Annotated in this window: 13 protein-coding genes; 8 read left to right on the top strand and 5 right to left on the bottom strand. The window is 70.6% G+C overall.

Annotated elements, in window-relative coordinates:
- The first annotated feature begins 169 nt into the window (after window positions 1–169).
- Together FS641_RS04825 and FS641_RS04820 are read left to right on the top strand one after the other, a co-directional pair.
- Window positions 170–802, top strand: coding sequence for a hypothetical protein (locus FS641_RS04825; RefSeq protein ID WP_144760711.1), 633 nt, complete (start codon window positions 170–172; stop codon window positions 800–802).
- On the top strand, window positions 792–1,583 hold the full coding sequence (locus FS641_RS04820; RefSeq protein ID WP_144760708.1) for a hypothetical protein: 792 nt from the start codon (window positions 792–794) through the stop codon (window positions 1,581–1,583). Before FS641_RS04825 ends, FS641_RS04820 begins: the two co-directional genes overlap by 11 nt.
- A 263-nt stretch (window positions 1,584–1,846) precedes the next feature.
- On the opposite strand, the gene FS641_RS04815 is transcribed toward FS641_RS04820, so the two are convergent.
- From FS641_RS04815 to FS641_RS04795, 5 genes are all read right to left on the bottom strand, one after another.
- Window positions 1,847–2,542 carry a CGNR zinc finger domain-containing protein gene (locus FS641_RS04815; protein WP_144760706.1) on the bottom strand — a complete coding sequence of 232 codons (696 nt, stop codon included), beginning with the start codon at window positions 2,540–2,542 and terminating at the stop codon, window positions 1,847–1,849.
- 17 nt (window positions 2,543–2,559) lie between these two features.
- Window positions 2,560–3,066, bottom strand: a complete 507-nt coding sequence (locus tag FS641_RS04810) for a SprT-like domain-containing protein (RefSeq protein WP_144760703.1) — start codon at window positions 3,064–3,066, stop codon at window positions 2,560–2,562.
- A complete protein-coding gene (locus FS641_RS04805) occupies window positions 3,063–3,905 on the bottom strand; it encodes a hypothetical protein (protein WP_144760700.1) in 843 nt (280 codons plus the stop codon). The genes FS641_RS04810 and FS641_RS04805 overlap by 4 nt, the downstream gene beginning before the upstream one ends.
- Window positions 3,906–3,960: 55 nt before the next feature.
- Window positions 3,961–4,695 carry a hypothetical protein gene (locus FS641_RS04800; protein ID WP_144760697.1) on the bottom strand — a complete coding sequence of 245 codons (735 nt, stop codon included), beginning with the start codon at window positions 4,693–4,695 and terminating at the stop codon, window positions 3,961–3,963.
- An 87-nt stretch (window positions 4,696–4,782) separates the two neighbouring features.
- Entirely contained in the window at window positions 4,783–5,625 is an 843-nt protein-coding gene (locus FS641_RS04795; protein ID WP_144760695.1) for a spermidine synthase, read from the bottom strand.
- A 130-nt stretch (window positions 5,626–5,755) separates the two neighbouring features.
- On the opposite strand from FS641_RS04795, the gene FS641_RS17930 reads away from it, so the two are divergent.
- The 6 genes from FS641_RS17930 (at window position 5,756) to rpoC (ending at window position 17,047) form a co-directional block, all read left to right on the top strand.
- Window positions 5,756–6,256, top strand: coding sequence for a hypothetical protein (locus FS641_RS17930; RefSeq protein WP_186317577.1), 501 nt, complete (start codon window positions 5,756–5,758; stop codon window positions 6,254–6,256).
- Window positions 6,253–7,536 carry a sensor histidine kinase gene (locus FS641_RS04790; RefSeq protein ID WP_186317576.1) on the top strand — a complete coding sequence of 428 codons (1,284 nt, stop codon included), beginning with the start codon at window positions 6,253–6,255 and terminating at the stop codon, window positions 7,534–7,536. Before FS641_RS17930 ends, FS641_RS04790 begins: the two co-directional genes overlap by 4 nt.
- Window positions 7,533–8,237, top strand: coding sequence for a response regulator transcription factor (locus FS641_RS04785; RefSeq protein WP_144760689.1), 705 nt, complete (start codon window positions 7,533–7,535; stop codon window positions 8,235–8,237). Before FS641_RS04790 ends, FS641_RS04785 begins: the two co-directional genes overlap by 4 nt.
- Before the next feature lie 435 nt (window positions 8,238–8,672).
- Window positions 8,673–9,245 (top strand): hypothetical protein, encoded by a 573-nt coding sequence (locus FS641_RS04780; RefSeq protein WP_144760686.1) that lies wholly within the window; start codon window positions 8,673–8,675, stop codon window positions 9,243–9,245.
- Window positions 9,246–9,630: 385 nt separating this feature from the next.
- A complete protein-coding gene (rpoB, locus tag FS641_RS04775) occupies window positions 9,631–13,119 on the top strand; it encodes a DNA-directed RNA polymerase subunit beta (RefSeq protein ID WP_144760683.1) in 3,489 nt (1,162 codons plus the stop codon).
- 46 nt (window positions 13,120–13,165) lie between these two features.
- Window positions 13,166–17,047: a DNA-directed RNA polymerase subunit beta' gene (gene rpoC / locus FS641_RS04770; RefSeq protein ID WP_144760680.1), complete on the top strand. Its 3,882-nt coding sequence runs from the start codon at window positions 13,166–13,168 to the stop codon at window positions 17,045–17,047.
- Window positions 17,048–17,065 lie beyond the last annotated feature (18 nt).

The raw sequence follows: 17,065 nt of genomic DNA, 5'->3' as shown, positions 1-17,065 counted from the left end.
GACGACACCGACCGGCTGCTGCGCTGGCCGGACTCCACACCCGCGCGCACACCCCCGACCACGTGCGCCTGACGTCGCTGCTCGGGTCCCCGCGTGCTCGCGGGGACCCGTCGGCGTCCGTATGCTGGCGGTGCCGTCTGCATCACCGCCCGGGGGAGGAACTGGTCCGTTGCGCGAGTCATCGCCCGTCGTCCCGCCGATCCCCGCTGCCCCGGTGCCGTCCGCCCCGTCGCCCGAGCACGAGCGCACCGCCGCGCGGCAGGGCACCCGGCTCGGCTGGGACCCCGGGCAGCCAGCGCTGTACGAGCAGTGGGGCGTGCCGAGCCCGACGCCGAAGCGCGCGATGGGGTCGGACATCGGCGTCCTGCCGGAGCTCGAGCGCACCGAGACCAACCGCAGGCCGCTCTGGCGCCACCCTGCGTTCCTGGTGTCCGCGGCGCTCGCGCTCGTCGCGGTCGTCGTCGGTGCCGTGCTCGTCGTCCGCGCCGTGACCGCCGAGGGACCACCGTCGCCGACCGACCTCGCCGTGCAGTCCGGCAGCGGCAACGTCCGGGTGTCGTGGCAGGGCGACGACGTCGCGTGGTCGGTGTTCGTCGTCGAGGCCGGCACGAAGCCCGTGGACGTCTCCCGTCTGGTCCGTGGCACCGAGGTCTGGATCCCGAAGTCGGCCGGCCTGTACGACGCCGACTCGTGCTTCGTGGTCCGCGCCACCGCCGACAACCGGGGCAAGAGCGTCCCGACGGACGCCGGTGCCCTGGCTGCCCAGGGCGCGAAGCAGGTCTGCGTGGGCGATGCGGGGTGACCGTCGGCCGCTCGTCGTCGCAGTCGCCGCCGGGGTGCTCGCCCTCGCGCTGACCGCCTGCTCCGGCCCGGCACCGACCGACGTCGCCGTCACCCCGACCGCCACCGGGTTCGGCGGGCAGGCACCGGTCGACGGATCGGCGAACGGCATCGAGACCGTCGACGGCGCGACCGCGCTGCGGGACGTCCTCGCGGCGATGCGGTCCGAGTCCGTCGTCGCGACGGGCACCGTCACCGAGCTCGTCCCCGACCCCGCGGCAGCGGCCGGCTCCGGGGACACCGTGCCCGGCCGCGCGGTGCGGATCGACTACCGCGGCACCGCCGAGGACTCGGCCCTGCGTCTCGCCGTCGGGGACGTGTCCCTCGACGCCCGCCGCCGAGCCGACGACGTGTGGGTGTCCGGCAACGCCGCGTTCGCCGCACAGTCAGGGTTGGCGAAGGCGACGAGCGGGCGGGTGTGCGTACCGGCGACCTCGGCGACGATGCGCGACCTCGCGCCGTTCACCGAGCCCGACGACCTCTTGCGGAGCCTGCTCGGGACGGGTTCCGACGTGACGCTGCACCCCGGCGCCGTGACGGGCACGGGGAAGGACGCCCGCGTGCAGATCGTCGTCGCGAACGGGTCGTCCCCGATCGGCACGCTCGTCGTCTCCGCCGTGGGGGAGCCCGTGCCGTACTCGTTCCGCGCGTCCGACACGACCGGCACCGTCGACCTCACCTTCGCCGACTGGGGTGCTGAGCAGGACCTCGGCGACCCGGACGACGTCGTCGCGGGCTGCTGAGGCGCTGGCGCGGAGCGCGGGACGCGCGAGCGGGACGAGGGCGCGGCGTGCGTGCGTGGAGGCGCGACGGTGTGCGAGCGGACTCGGATCGACAGAGTCGCTGTCGTACGACGACGACAGTGTCGCTACTTCCGATGGGCAACGGTTGCGCACGCGGGGTTGCGACAGCGTCGATGTCGAACGACAGCGACGGTGTCGTTCCGAGTCGACGGCGCGAGCACGGCCGACCCCCGACCCGCACGGCGCGACCAGCCGCCAGCAGATCAGGCGGCGGCGCGACGTGCGCGGTGCGCCCGCACCTTCGCCCGGTTCCCGCAGCGCTGCATCGCGCACCAGCGCCGCGTGCCCCCGCGGGAGGAGTCGTAGAACACCAGCCCGCAGTCCGGCGCGGAACAACGGCTGAGCCGGGTCGGTCGGCCGTCGGCCTCGAGGTCGTCGAACCCGACCTCGCTGAACAGGGCCACCGCGTCGCGGGCGACGCTCGACAGCGCCTGGGCGAGCCGCACCCGGTTCGCTCCGGCCCGGCGTCGTCCACCCGGGAGGCTCGGGGGCACGTCCGGCAGGGCGGCGAACAGGTTGACGGTGTCGATGTCGTCGGGCGCGGGGCGCGTCCGGCCGGCCCCGGCACGGAGTCCCGCCGCGACCGCGGTGCGTTCGGCAGCACTGGACGCTGCCGCCGGTGCCGCGGCGACGGCGAGGCGGCCGATCGCGGCGCGGAGCGCGCGGGCGTCCTGCAGCTCGCGGTCCGTCGCACCGACGTCGATCGGTTCGGTGTGGTCGCTCAGCCACTCGTCGAGGTCGGCCGGCGTGACGAGGAGTTCACCGAGCTGGGCACGGGGGCGTCGGCCGTCGGGGTCGTCCGCGAAGCCGCCGGTGTGCGCGAAGTCGAGGGCGATGCGACCGGCGTCGAAGAACCAGCTGGACCCCGAGTCCGTGCGGATGTGCTGCCCCGTCTGCATCCCGCCAGGCTAACGGGTCACACGCGGGTCGACGGCGCGGGATCGGGCAGCGTGGAACCGGCGGGTGTGGCAGCGGTGCGCCGGGTCCAGGTGATGCGGTTGCGCTCGTCGAACCGGCGTGAGCACCGTGCGCAGGCGAGCGGTCTCGTCGGCGTGCGGTAGCGGAAGTGCTCGTGGCCCGCCGGGCAGACGCCCACCCACGGGGCGAGCTCGCTCGCGATGGGCCCGTCGTGGAGCCGGGAGCCGGTGTACCCGATCGACGCCGCCGTGCGCCGCCACGTCGGGCCGTGTCCGGCGCGGGCACCGCTCAGCGCGTGGGCGACCTCGTGCAGCAGGACCTGTTCGACGTCCTCGTCCGAGAACCGGACCGCGAGGTGCCGGCTGACCGTGATCCGTCGCCGCGCGAAGTCGCACTGCCCGGCCCGGGTCTTGGCGTTGTCGAAGCCGAACGTCCAGGACCCGACCCCCAGGTGCGCCGTCATGAGCTCCGCGGCGCGGGACCGCACCTGATCGAGCGTGGTCACCGGTCGGCGGGGCCCTTCCGCTCCGGACGGTCGGCGCGGTCCGCGCGGTCGGCCAGCTTGCCCCAGAGGCTGTCCGCCTCGGTGCGCGCGGCGTCGGGTGCGCCGAGGACACGGCGGCGGGTCGGCGGCGGCACCTGCTTGACGGGTTCGGCGACGCGCGTGACCGGGTCGGTCTCCCGGCGGACGGCGGCCTCGCGGGCGGTGCGCGGACGGTCGGCGGCGGGACGCTCGGGCTCGGCGGCCGGCTGGGCGATGGAGGCGCGCATCGCTGCCTCGACCGCGGTGCGCAGGGCTTCGGTCCGCTCGGCGGGGGCACCGGCAGCGCGGAATGCCTCGTACGAGCGGCCGAGGACCGCGCGGGCCTCCTCGAAGCGGTTCAGCTCGAACAGCGACCAGCCCTCGAGCTCGGCGGCGGCACCCTCGAGCTCCGGCCACTCCTCGGTCGTGGCGGTGTCCCGGGCGAGCGCGGACTCGGTCGCCGCGCGTTCGTAGCGTCCGAGGTCGTGCAGGACGTGTGCGCGACGGATCCGCGCCGCCACCTTGTCGGCGCGTTCCCCGGTGAACATCGTCAGCCGGAAGACCTCCTCCGCGACGACGAGTGCCTCGTCGAGGCGGCCGAGCAGGCGCAACAGTTCGGCGCGCTCGGCGAGGGCGTCGGTGCTGCGGCTCTGACCGAGGGCGCGGAGCCGCTCCTGCACGGCCTGCACGTCGACCGCCGGACGGAGGCTGATCGGCGCGAAGGTGCTGCCCGGGCTCACGCCCGCGCTGGCGGGAGCCGCGTGACGCGGCTCCCGGACGCGGTCGTCCTGGTCGTGGTGCTGGCGGTCGTCGGGGGACATCAGGGACGAGCGTAACCGCGGTCGGCCGGGAGCACCCGGTGCCACACCCAGATGCTCAGGAGACGGTCGAGACCGCGACGCCGAGGTAGACCGACCCGGCGACGATCGCTGCGACGACCGCGAGGACCAGCGCGACGACGCCCCAGCCGCGGCCGCGCTTCGTGGCGATCGCGACGATGCCCTGCACGAGGCCCCACAGGCCGAAGAGCGTCGCGACCCACATCACGATCGAGCCGACCATGAGCTGCGAGGCGACCGCGGGGTCGTTCATCACCTCGCGCTGGAGCTGCTGCGGGTCGGTGCCGGTCGTGGTCCCCTCGAGGACACCCCGGAGCGCGCCGCTGGCACCGAGTGCGGTGCCGAGGACGTAGCCACCGACGACACCGACGACGAGTGCGACGACGGCCGCGAGGAACGCGATCACGCCGACGGTCTTCTTCTTCGCCTTCGGCTCCTCGTGGTGCTGCCACGCCGGTGCTCCCGCTGCCGCAGGTGCGGCGGCCCACGGCTGGTCGCCGCCGCCCCACGCCGGGGCGCCCTGCTGCTGGCCGTACTGCTGCTGGCCGTACTGCTGCTGCCCGTACTGCTGCGGCGCGGTGCGCTCGCCGTACTGCGGCTGCTGCCCGTACTGCTGGGGCTGCTCGCCGGACTGCGGAGCGGACGACGGCGTGATGCGCTCGCCGTAGCGGGGCGCGTCGTCGTGGTGAGAGTGCTCCTCGGCCGGCTCGCCCCAGCTCGGTGCCCGGCCGTCGTCCGGCCGGTCCTCGTTGCTCCGGTCGTCGTTCGTCATCAGCGCTCGCCTCTCGTTCGTCCGCGCAGCTGCGCACGTGCGGCACCATCCTGGCAGCGGCACCACCGAGTTGCCAGGAAGCGCGACCTACCCGCCGAAGACCGACCGGTTCGGTTCCGGCGACGGGACGGCCGTCGCGTCGGTGACGATCGGCGCACCGGCGGTGAACGCCCGCAGCTCCGCCCCGTGCACGACCTTCGCCGGCATCGGATCGGAGGAGTACCGGCGGGGCATCTCGGCGATCGGCAGGTCGGTGGGCGACCCGAGCAGCACGATGTTGCCGAACCGCCGGCCCTTCAACATCCCGGTGTCCGCGACCGCCGCGACCGAGGGCAGCACGGACTGCAGCGTCGCGGCCTGACCACGCGCGAACGCCAGGCCGGCTCCGTCGGCGACGTTCATCGCGACGATGCCCGTCGGCGACAGGAACTCGGCGACCTCCCGGTGGAACTCGAGGCTCGTCACGTGCGCCGGGGTCCGCGCGCCGCTGAAGACGTCGACGACGGCCAGGTCGACGGTGCCTCGGAGACCCTGCGGCAGCTTCTCGAGGACCTCGCGGGCGTCGCCGTACCGGACGCGGATGGATGCGCCCCGCGGGAACGGCAGTGCCTCGCGCACCTGGTCGACCAGTTCGCGCTCGAGCTCGACGACCTGCTGACGCGACCCCGGCCGGGTCGCCGCCACGTAGCGGGGGAGGGTCAGCGCACCGGCACCCAGGTGCAGGGCGGTGATCGGCCCCGGCGGCAGCAGGTCGATCGCGTGCCCGATCCGCCGGATGTACTCGAACGCCAGGTGTGTCGGGTCCTCGAGGTCCACGTGCGACTGCGGCGTCCCGTCGACCACGAGCGTGAACGACCCCGGCCGGTGTCGATCCGGCTCGATCACCGAGAACCCTGCACCGAGCGTGAACCCGTCGAACGCATCACCCATGGGTCCATGGAACACCACCGGATCACCACCCACGTCCCCACCCCTGGTTGGTGGGGCGGATCCGTCCCGCTGGCGACGATGGGAGCACCGGTCGGGAACGGCCCGCCGGACACCACGGGAGGCACACACCATGTCGGTCCAGCTCATCGCCAACATCGTCATCGGACTCGCACTCGTCGGGTTCCTGGCCTACCGCCAGGCCACCTGGCGCTACCTCGACCCGGCACGCGTGTGGCGCGGGCCGCTCGTCCTCGCCGTCATCGGCGTGGTGATGCTCGCGAACACGAAGACCGCCGTCACCACGACCGACATCGTCTTCCTGGGCATCGAGGCACTCATCTCCGTCGGCGTCGGCCTGGCGATGGGGAGCATGACCCGCTTCCGCACCGCGGCCACTCCGGACGACAAGGGCCGCACGCTCCAGGCGCGTACCGGCTGGTACGGCGCGGGGCTGTGGTTCGTGCTCATCGCCGTCCGCGTCGGCCTCGACGTCCTCGGCGGCCACATGGGCGCGCACCTCCTCAGCTCGACCGGCGCGATCCTGCTCATGCTCGCGATCAACCGGGCCGCCCGCGCCCTCGTGCTCGACCAGAAGATCCCGGGCCGCGCGCGCGGCATGATGGTGCGGTGACCCTGCTGTCCGAGCCCGATCTGACCGACCCGTCCGCGGGCCGGTCGCGGTCGCGTGTGGGCTGGGTGCTCACCGCGGTCGGGATCGTCGCGGTGGCGTTCTGGTTCGTCCGGAACGGCGTCCTCGAACAGCTCCCGGTCTGGGCGTGGACCGTCGGGGCCGTGGCGCTCGCCGCATGGACCCTCCGCGAGGTCGTCCGGTCACCGCGCGTGACGACGGCTGCGGCGGCGGTCATGGTCGTCGCCGGAGCCGCCGCGGTCGTGCCGACGCGCTCCCTGATGCTCGTCGCGGTGATCGTCGGCATCGTCGTCCTCCAGTCCAGCATCGCGCTGCCCGTGTGGACGGGGGCGGTCGCAACCCTCGTGGCGCTCGTCGAGATCGCGGTGGTCGCCAGCATCGACGGCGCCTCCGTCCAGTTCGTGCTCGGCACGAGCGGCGGCCTCGTGCTCGGCGTCCTCGTCGGGTTCAGCCGCCGGCAGTACCGCGCAGCAGAGGCCCAGGCCCGCCAAGCCGAACGCGACCAGCAGCGTGCCGAGCTCCTCGCCGACCGCGCCCGGGCCGCCCGTGACGTCCACGACGTCCTCGCACACTCCCTCGGCGGCCTCGTGCTGCAGCTCGACGCGGTCGAGGCCCTGCTCGAGGCCGGTCGCGTGGACGAAGCCGCCACGCGTGCCGGAGCCGCGCGCACCCTCGCCGCCGACGGTCTCGCCGAGGCCCGCCGGGCCGTCCACGCGCTCCGCGACGACGGTACGTCGGACCGTGACCGCCTCGGCTCGGCGGCCGACGTGACGGACGCGACCCGAGCCTCCGGTCAGGACGCCCGGCACGAGCCGCCGGTACCCCGTGCAGACCTCCACGCCCTCGTCACCGCGCACCGCGACTTCGGGGGCGAGGTGGTGGTCGTCGGCGACCTCGCCCTCGCCGATCTCGACGAGGCGCACCGTCGGGTCGTCGTCGCAACGACCCGCGAAGCCCTCAGCAACGCCCGCCGCCACGCTCCCGGTCGCCCTGTCTCGCTCTCGGTGATCCGTGACGGCGACGCCCTCGACGTGGTCGTGGCGAACCCGCTGTCCAGCGGTGGGCACGGCCTCGTCGGCATCCGCGAGCGCTTCGCTGAGCTCGGCACCGACGCCACGGTCGAGGCCGGCCGCTCCGAGGACGAGTTCGTCGTCGCGATGCACCTCCCCGTCGCCGCCGCCAGCTCCGACGCCGCCGGCCGCTCCGACGCCGTGGACGACCGAGGCACTCACGCCGACCGATCGGCCGGTCCGGACGCATGACCATCCGCGTGCTCGTCGTCGACGACCAGGCCATCGTGCGCGACGGCCTGGTCACGGTGCTGTCGCTCGTGCCGGACCTCGAGGTCGTCGGTGCCGCGGCCGACGGAGCCGAGGCGCTCGCCGCCGTGGAGCGGACGACACCGGACGTCGTCCTGATGGACCTCAGGATGCCGGGCGTCGACGGCCCGACCGCGACGGCCCGCATCACCGCCCGGCACCCCGACGTCGCCGTGCTCGTGTTGACGACCTTCGCCGACGACGAGTCGATCAGCACCGCGCTCCGGGCCGGAGCCCGCGGCTACCTCACGAAGGACGCCGGTCGCGCGGAGATCGCGACCGCGGTCCGCGCGGTCGCATCCGGGCAGGCGACGTTCGACGCGACGGTCGGCGCCCGACTCGTCGCGCAGCTCACGGCGACCGCGCAGCTCACGGGGACAGCGCCGCGCACCGGGACCGCGCCGCGCACCGGCACCACGCAGCCCGTCGCGCCCGCCGGCCGGGTGCCGGTGCGTGAGCGCTTCCCGGAGCTCACCCCGCGCGAGGCCGACGTGCTCGAGCGGATCGCCCACGGCCGGACGAACCCGGAGATCGCCGCGGAGCTGTTCCTCACCGTCCCGACCGTGAAGTCCTACGTGAACCAGCTGTTCCAGAAGCTCGGGGTCCGCACCCGGGCGGAGGCCGTCGCCCTCGTCCTCCGCTGAGCCGGACGCGGCAGCGCCGAGGGCCGAGCGCCGCGCGCGGGAACGCCTGCCGAGCAGTCGCGCACCGTGCCGGGTCGTGCATTCGCGCAGTCGCGCACCGTGCCGGGTCGTGCATTCGCGCAGTCGCGCACCCTGCCGGGTCGTGCATTCGCGCAATCGCGCACCCCGGGCCCAGATGTATGCGTCCACATGAACGGACAGTGAACGCCAAGCGTCGGCGCGTACCGTCGGTCGCTGTCGTCGTGCCGACGGCGTCGACCCGGACGAGCCCCCACCTCGTCGCGGGTCCGCAGGCGGCCGACCGTGACGCGCGTCCCGACCACCGCGGTCACCCGCAGCCGCGCTGCGCCCGTCGACCAGTGTCGACCGTTGAACACATCGCACTCGTTATGTAAAATACAGAGTGCCGGCACCCGCACACCCAGGAGCACCACCATGTCCGTCGACACCACGAGCATCCCCACGCACCACGTCGTCAACGTGCCCGTCGCGCCGGCGGCGACCCGTGCCTCCCGTCCGTTCCACGCGGACCGCGAACCGGCACCCGTCTGGATGCGCACGGTCGGCGCCGCACTGCTCGCTGCCGGGACGGCGCTCACCGCAGCGGTCCTCGGCTGGCCCGGCGAGGCGCCGGAAGCCGCGCTGGTCGTGCCGGGAGTCGTCGGGATCGTCGTCGGACTCCTCCTCCTGCTGGCCCGTGCCGGCTTCACGGTCACCGACACCCACGTCACCCTGCACTTCCGCCCGCTCCCACCGCGCCGCATCGCGCGCCGGCGGATCGTGGACGCCCGGCTCGTCGAGGCGGACGCCCGTACCTACGGCGGCATCGGACTGCGGCTCGGCCGCGGCGTCCGGGCGCTCCTCCTCACCCCGGGACTCGGCATCGAGCTCACCGACGAGCGTGGTCGCGTCACCTTCGTGCGGACCCGACGTCCCGAGGACGCGTTCCGTGCGCTCGCCGGACTGACGGGAGGCACGGCTGGGGTGGAGCGCGAACGCCTGCGCTGACGAGACGGCCGGCCTCGGCCCCGGTGGCATGCGGATCCGGCGGGAATGTGGATGGGTCCGTGCCGCTTATACACGGCATCGCGGAACTTGGTCAAGCGAGGACTGGACAGCCTGACCGGACGCTGCCTATGATGGCAGTTCGCGCTCCCTGGCATCCCGTGTCGTCATATTGCGGTCGACGCAGCGTTCATTCCGAACATGCCCTGGTGTAGTCGGTCCCGTATATGTCGGCGGGCTCCGCTCGCCCAGATCATCGCACACGTGCTCTCGCTCCGCCGTCGAGCACGTGACCGCGTTTCCTCGAGGGTGCGCTCACGCGTCAATCCACTCACCTACATGCTGCCCGTCAGTATCGGCCCGACGGGGCCAACCGGAGGTCACACCCTTGGCTGCTGCGCCCAACGCATCCACCAACCCCAAGAACGGTCGCAACCACTCGCGACTCTCGTTCGCCAAGATCACGGACACCCTCACGGTTCCTGATCTGCTCGCTCTCCAGACGGAGAGCTTCGACTGGCTCGTCGGCAACGACGTCTGGAAGGCCCGACTGGCCGAGGGGCAGGAGCAGGGTCGTACCGACCTCGCGCTGCACTCCGGCCTCGAGGAGATCTTCGAGGAGATCTCCCCGATCGAGGACCTCGGCGAGACCATGCAGCTCTCGTTCACGTCCCCGGAGCTCGAGGACCCGAAGTACTCCATCGACGACTGCAAGGAGCGCGGCAAGACCTACGCCGCACCGCTGTACGTCAACGCCGAGTTCATGAACCACATGACCGGTGAGATCAAGACGCAGACGGTCTTCATGGGTGACTTCCCGCTCATGACCGAGCGCGGCACCTTCATCATCAACGGCACCGAGCGTGTCGTCGTCTCGCAGCTCGTCCGCTCGCCGGGTGTGTACTTCGAGCGTCAGCAGGAGAAGACGTCCGACAAGGACATCTACTCGGCTCGCGTGATCCCGTCGCGTGGTGCATGGCTCGAGTTCGAGATCGACAAGCGCGACCAGGTGGGCGTGCGCATCGACCGCAAGCGCAAGCAGTCCGTCACGGTCTTCCTCAAGGCCCTCGGGCTGACGAGCGAGGAGATCCTCGAGGAGTTCCAGGGCTTCGCCTCGATCGAGTCGACCCTCGAGAAGGACGCCATCCTCACCAAGGAAGAGGCGCTCAAGGACATCTACCGCAAGCTGCGTCCGGGCGAGCAGGTCGCTGCCGAGGCCGCGCGTGCGCTCCTCGACAACTTCTACTTCAACCCGAAGCGCTACGACCTCGCGAAGGTCGGCCGCTACAAGCTCAACCGCAAGCTCGGCATCGACGCGCAGCTGAGCGACTCGGTCCTGACCGTGCAGGACATCGTCCGCACGATCAAGTACCTGGTCTCCCTGCACGCCGAGAAGACCACGCTGGACGGCGTCCGCGACGGCGAGCCGGTGCAGCTGCGCCTCGACGTGGACGACATCGACCACTTCGGCAACCGTCGCATCCGCGCCGTCGGCGAGCTCATCCAGAACCAGGTCCGCACGGGTCTGTCCCGCATGGAGCGCGTCGTCCGCGAGCGCATGACCACGCAGGACATCGAGGCGATCACGCCGCAGACGCTCATCAACGTGCGTCCGGTCGTCGCCGCGATCAAGGAGTTCTTCGGGACCTCCCAGCTGTCGCAGTTCATGGACCAGAACAACCCGCTCGCCGGTCTGACGCACAAGCGTCGTCTCTCGGCGCTCGGCCCGGGTGGTCTGTCCCGTGAGCGTGCCGGCGTCGAGGTCCGTGACGTCCACCCGTCGCACTACGGCCGCATGTGCCCGATCGAGACCCCGGAAGGCCCGAACATCGGCCTGATCGGTTCGCTCGCGTCGTTCGGTCGGATCAACTCGTTCGGGTTCATCGAGACCCCGTACCGTCGCGTCGTCGACGGCCAGGTCACGACGACCATCGACTACCTCACCGCCAGTGAAGAGGACGACTTCGTCGTCGCGCAGGCCAACGCCCCGCTGACCGACTCGTTCCACTTCGCCGACGACAAGGTGCTCGTCCGCAAGAAGGGCGGCGAGGTCGAGCTCGTCGCCAAGGGCGAGGTCGACTACATGGACGTCTCCCCGCGCCAGATGGTGTCGGTCGCGACGTCGCTCATCCCGTTCCTCGAGCACGACGACGCGAACCGCGCCCTCATGGGTGCGAACATGCAGCGCCAGGCCGTGCCGCTCCTCCGCTCCGAGTCGCCGCTCGTCGGCACCGGCATGGAGGGCTACACCGCCATCGACGCCGGCGACGTCGTCACCGCCGACAAGGCCGGTGTCGTCTCCGAGGTCTCGGCCGACACCGTGACCCTGCAGCTCGACGAGGGTGGGACGCAGACGTACTACCTCCGCAAGTTCGACCGCTCGAACCAGGGCACGAGCTACAACCACCGCGTGATCGTCAGCGCCGGTGAGCGGATCGAGCAGGGCGAGGTCATCGCCGACGGCCCCGCGACGGAGAACGGCGAGCTCGCGCTCGGCAAGAACCTCCTCGTCGCGTTCATGCCGTGGGAGGGCTACAACTACGAGGACGCGATGATCCTGTCGCAGAACCTCGTGAAGGACGACACGCTCTCCTCGATCCACATCGAGGAGTACGAGGTCGACGCCCGCGACACCAAGCTCGGCAAGGAGGAGATCACCCGCGACCTCCCGAACGTCAGCCCGGACCTGCTGGCCGACCTCGACGAGCGCGGCATCATCCGCATCGGTGCCGAGGTCCGCCCCGGCGACATCCTGGTCGGCAAGGTCACGCCGAAGGGCGAGACCGAGCTCAGCGCCGAGGAGCGCCTGCTCCGCGCCATCTTCAACGAGAAGTCGCGCGAAGTCCGCGACACCTCGCTCAAGGTGCCGCACGGTGAAGAGGGCACGATCATCGGCGTCAAGGTGTTCGACGCGCAGGACGGTGACGACGAGCTCGGCTCCGGTGTCAACCAGCGTGTGGTCGTGTACATCGCCCAGAAGCGCAAGATCACCGCTGGCGACAAGCTCGCCGGTCGTCACGGCAACAAGGGCGTCATCTCGACGATCCTGCCGGTCGAGGACATGCCGTTCCTCGCGGACGGCACCCCGGTCGACATCGTGCTGAACCCGCTCGGCGTCCCCGGCCGCATGAACTTCGGCCAGGTGCTCGAGATCCACCTCGGGTGGCTCGCGAAGCAGGGCTGGAACGTCGAGGGCATCCAGGAGTGGGCGTCCGCCCTCCCCGAGGCCGCCCACAGCGCGGAGCCCGGCACCAAGGTCGCGACCCCGGTGTTCGACGGCGCATACGAGCGTGAGATCGAGGGCCTCCTCGACTCGACGCTCCCGAACCGCGACGGCGAGCGCCTGATCGGTTCCTCCGGCAAGGCCCAGCTCTTCGACGGCCGCTCCGGTGAGCCGTTCCCGGAGCCGGTCTCGGTCGGGTACATGTACATCCTGAAGCTCCACCACCTGGTCGACGACAAGATCCACGCGCGTTCGACCGGCCCGTACTCGATGATCACGCAGCAGCCGCTGGGTGGTAAGGCGCAGTTCGGTGGACAGCGTTTCGGCGAGATGGAGGTGTGGGCGCTCGAGGCGTACGGCGCCGCGTACGCCCTCCAGGAGCTCCTGACGATCAAGTCCGACGACATCCTCGGCCGTGTGAAGGTCTACGAGGCGATCGTCAAGGGCGAGAACATCCAGGAGCCCGGCATCCCGGAGAGCTTCAAGGTCCTCATGAAGGAGATGCAGTCGCTCTGCCTGAACGTCGAGGTCCTCTCGGCCGACGGCCAGGCGGTCAGCCTCCGCGACACGGACGACGAGGTCTTCCGTGCCGCTGAAGAGCTCGGCATCAACATCTCCTCGCGGTTCGAGTCGTCCTCCGTCGACGACATCTGATCCCGCCCCGCCCGTCACGTCTCGAATTCAGCAAGAGAGAAGAACATTGCTCGAAGCAACTTCCTTTGACGCACTGCGGATCGGCCTCGCCACGGCCGAGGACATCCGCCAGTGGTCGTACGGCGAGGTCAAGAAGCCGGAGACCATCAACTACCGCACCCTCAAGCCCGAGAAGGACGGTCTGTTCGGCGAGCAGATCTTCGGTCCGTCCCGCGACTGGGAGTGCGCCTGCGGCAAGTACAAGCGTGTCCGGTTCAAGGGCATCGTCTGCGAGCGCTGCGGCGTCGAGGTCACCAAGTCCTCGGTCCGTCGTGAGCGCATGGGCCACATCGAGCTCGCCGCACCCGTCACGCACATCTGGTACTTCAAGGGCGTCCCGTCGCGCCTCGGGTACCTCCTCGACATGGCGCCGAAGGACCTCGAGAAGGTCATCTACTTCGCGGCGTACATGATCATCGACATCGATGACGAGGGCCGTCACGCCGACATGCCCGGTCTCGAGAACGAGATGCGCCTCGAGATCAAGAACCTCGAGAACCAGCGCGACTCGATCATCGCCGACCGCCTCAAGAAGCTCGAGGACGACCTCGCAGCGCTCGAGGAAGAGGGTGCCAAGGCCGACGTCAAGCGTCGGACCAAGGACACCGCCGAGAAGGAGATGGGGCAGGTCCGCAAGTCCTTCGACGAGGACATCACCCGCCTCGAGCGCGTGTGGGAGGACTTCCGCAACCTCAAGGTCGGCGACCTCAAGCCCGAGGACGCCGTGTTCCACGAGCTCCAGGACCGGTTCGGGATCTACTTCGACGCCTACATGGGCGCCGAGGCGATCAAGCTCCGTCTCGAGGCCTTCGACCTGACCGCCGAGGCCGAGGCGCTGCGCCTGCAGATCGCCGAGGGCAAGGGCCAGAAGAAGATCCGCGCGATCAAGCGTCTGCGCGTCGTCTCCTCCTTCCTCGCCACCGGCAACTCGCCGGCCGCGATGGTGCTCGACGTCGTCCCGGTCATCCCGCCGGAGCTGCGCCCGATGGTGCAGCTCGACGGTGGCCGCTTCGCCACGAGTGACCTCAACGACCTCTACCGTCGTGTGATCAACCGCAACAACCGTCTCCGCCGCCTGCTCGACCTCGGTGCCCCCGAGATCATCGTGAACAACGAGAAGCGCATGCTGCAGGAAGCGGTGGACGCGCTGTTCGACAACGGTCGTCGTGGTCGCCCCGTCACCGGTACCGGCAACCGTGCCCTGAAGTCCCTGAGCGACATGCTCAAGGGCAAGCAGGGTCGTTTCCGCCAGAACCTGCTCGGCAAGCGCGTCGACTACTCGGGTCGTTCGGTCATCATCGTCGGCCCGCAGCTCAAGCTCCACCAGTGCGGTCTGCCCAAGCAGATGGCCCTCGAGCTGTTCAAGCCGTTCGTGATCAAGCGCCTCATCGACCTGTCGCACGCGCAGAACATCAAGTCGGCCAAGCGCATGGTCGAGCGTTCGCGCCCGCAGGTGTGGGACGTCCTCGAGGAGATCATCCGCGAGCGCCCCGTCCTGCTGAACCGTGCGCCGACGCTGCACCGCCTGGGCATCCAGGCGTTCGAGCCGCAGCTCGTCGAGGGCAAGGCCATCCAGCTCCACCCGCTCGTGTGTGCTGCGTTCAACGCGGACTTCGACGGTGACCAGATGGCCGTGCACCTGCCGCTGTCGGTCGAGGCCCAGGCCGAGGCCCGCATCCTGATGCTCGCCTCGAACAACATCCTCAAGCCGTCCGACGGCCGCCCGGTGACCCTGCCCGCACAGGACATGATCATCGGTCTGCACCACCTGACGACCGTCCGCGAGGGCGCCGTCGGTGAGGGCCGTTCGTTCTCCTCGGTCGCCGAGGCGATCATGGCGAAGGACCAGAACACGCTCCACCTCAACGCGACGGTGAAGATCCGCATGACGGGTGTCCACTTCGCCGAGGGTGAAGCACCCGAGGGCTACGAGGTCGGTCAGCCGATCCTCCTCGAGACCACCCTCGGTCGCGCGCTCTTCAACGAGACCCTCCCGGCGGACTACCCGTTCGTGCAGAAGGTCACCGACAAGGGCACCCTCTCCGCGATCGTCAACGACCTCGCCGAGCGCTACTCCAAGACCGAGACGGCCGCCGCGCTGGACCGGATCAAGGACGCGGGCTTCTACTGGGGCACGCGCTCCGGTGTGACCGTGGCGCTCTCCGACGTCGTGACGCCTCCGCGCAAGAAGGAGATCATCGCGGGCTACGAGACGCAGGCCGCGAAGGTCCAGGGCGAGTTCGACAAGGGTCTGATCACCGACGCGGAGCGCCGCGCCGACCTGATCAAGATCTGGACCGAGGCCACCAACGAGATCGCCCAGGAGATGCGGGACAACTTCCCCATCGACAACACGATCAACCGCATGGTGTCCTCCGGTGCCCGTGGTAACTGGCTGCAGGTCCGCAACATCGCCGGTATGCGTGGTCTGGTGAACAACCCGAAGGGCGAGATCATCGCCCGCCCGATCATCAACTCGTACCGCGAGGGCCTGACCGTGGCGGAGTACTTCATCGCCACGCACGGTGCTCGTAAGGGCCTCGCCGACACCGCACTGCGCACCGCGGACTCCGGGTACCTCACCCGTCGTCTCGTGGACGTCTCGCAGGACGTCATCATCCGTGAGGACGACTGCGGCACCACGCGTGGCCTCGAGCTGCCGATCGCCACGGTCGACGCCGACGGCAAGCTCGTCCGTGACGCCCGCGTCGAGAACACCGTGTACTCGCGCACCCTCGCCACCCCGGCGACGGACGCGCAGGGCACGGTCGTCGCCGAGGCCGGCGAGGACGTCGGTGACGTCCTCATCGACAAGCTGGTCGCGGCCGGTGTCGAGAGCATCAAGGTGCGCTCGGTCCTGACCTGCGAGTCGGCCGTCGGTGTCTGCGCGAAGTGCTATGGCCGTTCCCTCGCCACGGGCAACCTCGTCGACATCGGCGAGGCGGTCGGCATCATCGCCGCCCAGTCCATCGGTGAGCCCGGTACCCAGCTGACGATGCGTACCTTCCACACGGGTGGGTCGGCCTCCGCGGACGACATCACCCAGGGTCTGCCCCGTGTCACGGAGCTCTTCGAGGCCCGCACCCCGAAGGGCGCGTCCCCGATCGCCGAGGCCCCCGGCCGCGTCGTGGTCGAGGACACGGACAAGGGTCGTCGGATCATCCTCACGCCGGACAACGGCGACGAGCCGTTCATCTACCCGGTGCTCAAGCGTGCGACCCTCCTCATCGAGGACGGCCAGCACGTCGAGCTCGGCGAGCAGTTCATCGCCGGCACGGTGGACCCGAAGGAGGTCCTCCGCGTGAAGGGCGTCCGTGAGGTCCAGAAGCACCTGGTCAACGGTGTGCAGGACGTGTACGGCTCGCAGGGTGTGCCGATCCACGACAAGCACATCGAGGTCATCGTCCGCCAGATGCTCCGCAAGGTGACGGTCGTCGACCACGCCGACACGGACCTGCTCCCGGGTGAGCTCGTCGACCGTTCGCGGTACAACGAGATCAACCGTGCGGCGCTGCAGGAGGGTCGCAAGACCGCTTCCGCTCGCCAGGAGGTCATGGGCATCACCAAGGCGTCCCTCGCGACCGAGTCGTGGCTGTCCGCCGCGTCCTTCCAGGAGACCACCCGCGTGCTCACGCAGGCGGCCATGGAGGGCAAGCAGGACCACCTCGTCGGCCTCAAGGAGAACGTCATCATCGGTAAGCTCATCCCCGCCGGGACGGGCCTCAGCCGGTACCGCGACGTGGACGTGAACGCGACGGAGGAAGCGAAGGCGGAGCGGTACCCGAACCGCATCTTCGCGGACGACTCGTCGTTCTCGGACGCCGACCTGAGCTTCGTCGACTTCGACAGCTTCTCGTCGGACGACTTCACGCCGGGCACCTACAACTGAACCGAGTGACCACCGGGA

Origin of the sequence: Curtobacterium sp. 9128 (assembly GCF_007673775.1) — a bacterium.
GTDB lineage: Bacteria > Actinomycetota > Actinomycetes > Actinomycetales > Microbacteriaceae > Curtobacterium.
Note: the sequence above shows the minus strand (reverse complement) of the source record. Positions and strands in the feature narration are given on the sequence as shown.

Coding starts and splice junctions, on each gene's coding strand:
- FS641_RS04815 (WP_144760706.1), bottom strand. CDS start 2,542: ATGCAGACGGGGCAGCACATCCGCACGGACTCGGGGTCCAGCTGGTTC.
- FS641_RS04785 (WP_144760689.1), top strand. CDS start 7,533: ATGACCATCCGCGTGCTCGTCGTCGACGACCAGGCCATCGTGCGCGAC.
- FS641_RS04780 (WP_144760686.1), top strand. CDS start 8,673: ATGTCCGTCGACACCACGAGCATCCCCACGCACCACGTCGTCAACGTG.
- FS641_RS04820 (WP_144760708.1), top strand. CDS start 792: ATGCGGGGTGACCGTCGGCCGCTCGTCGTCGCAGTCGCCGCCGGGGTG.
- FS641_RS17930 (WP_186317577.1), top strand. CDS start 5,756: ATGTCGGTCCAGCTCATCGCCAACATCGTCATCGGACTCGCACTCGTC.
- FS641_RS04795 (WP_144760695.1), bottom strand. CDS start 5,625: ATGGGTGATGCGTTCGACGGGTTCACGCTCGGTGCAGGGTTCTCGGTG.
- FS641_RS04800 (WP_144760697.1), bottom strand. CDS start 4,695: ATGACGAACGACGACCGGAGCAACGAGGACCGGCCGGACGACGGCCGG.
- FS641_RS04805 (WP_144760700.1), bottom strand. CDS start 3,905: ATGTCCCCCGACGACCGCCAGCACCACGACCAGGACGACCGCGTCCGG.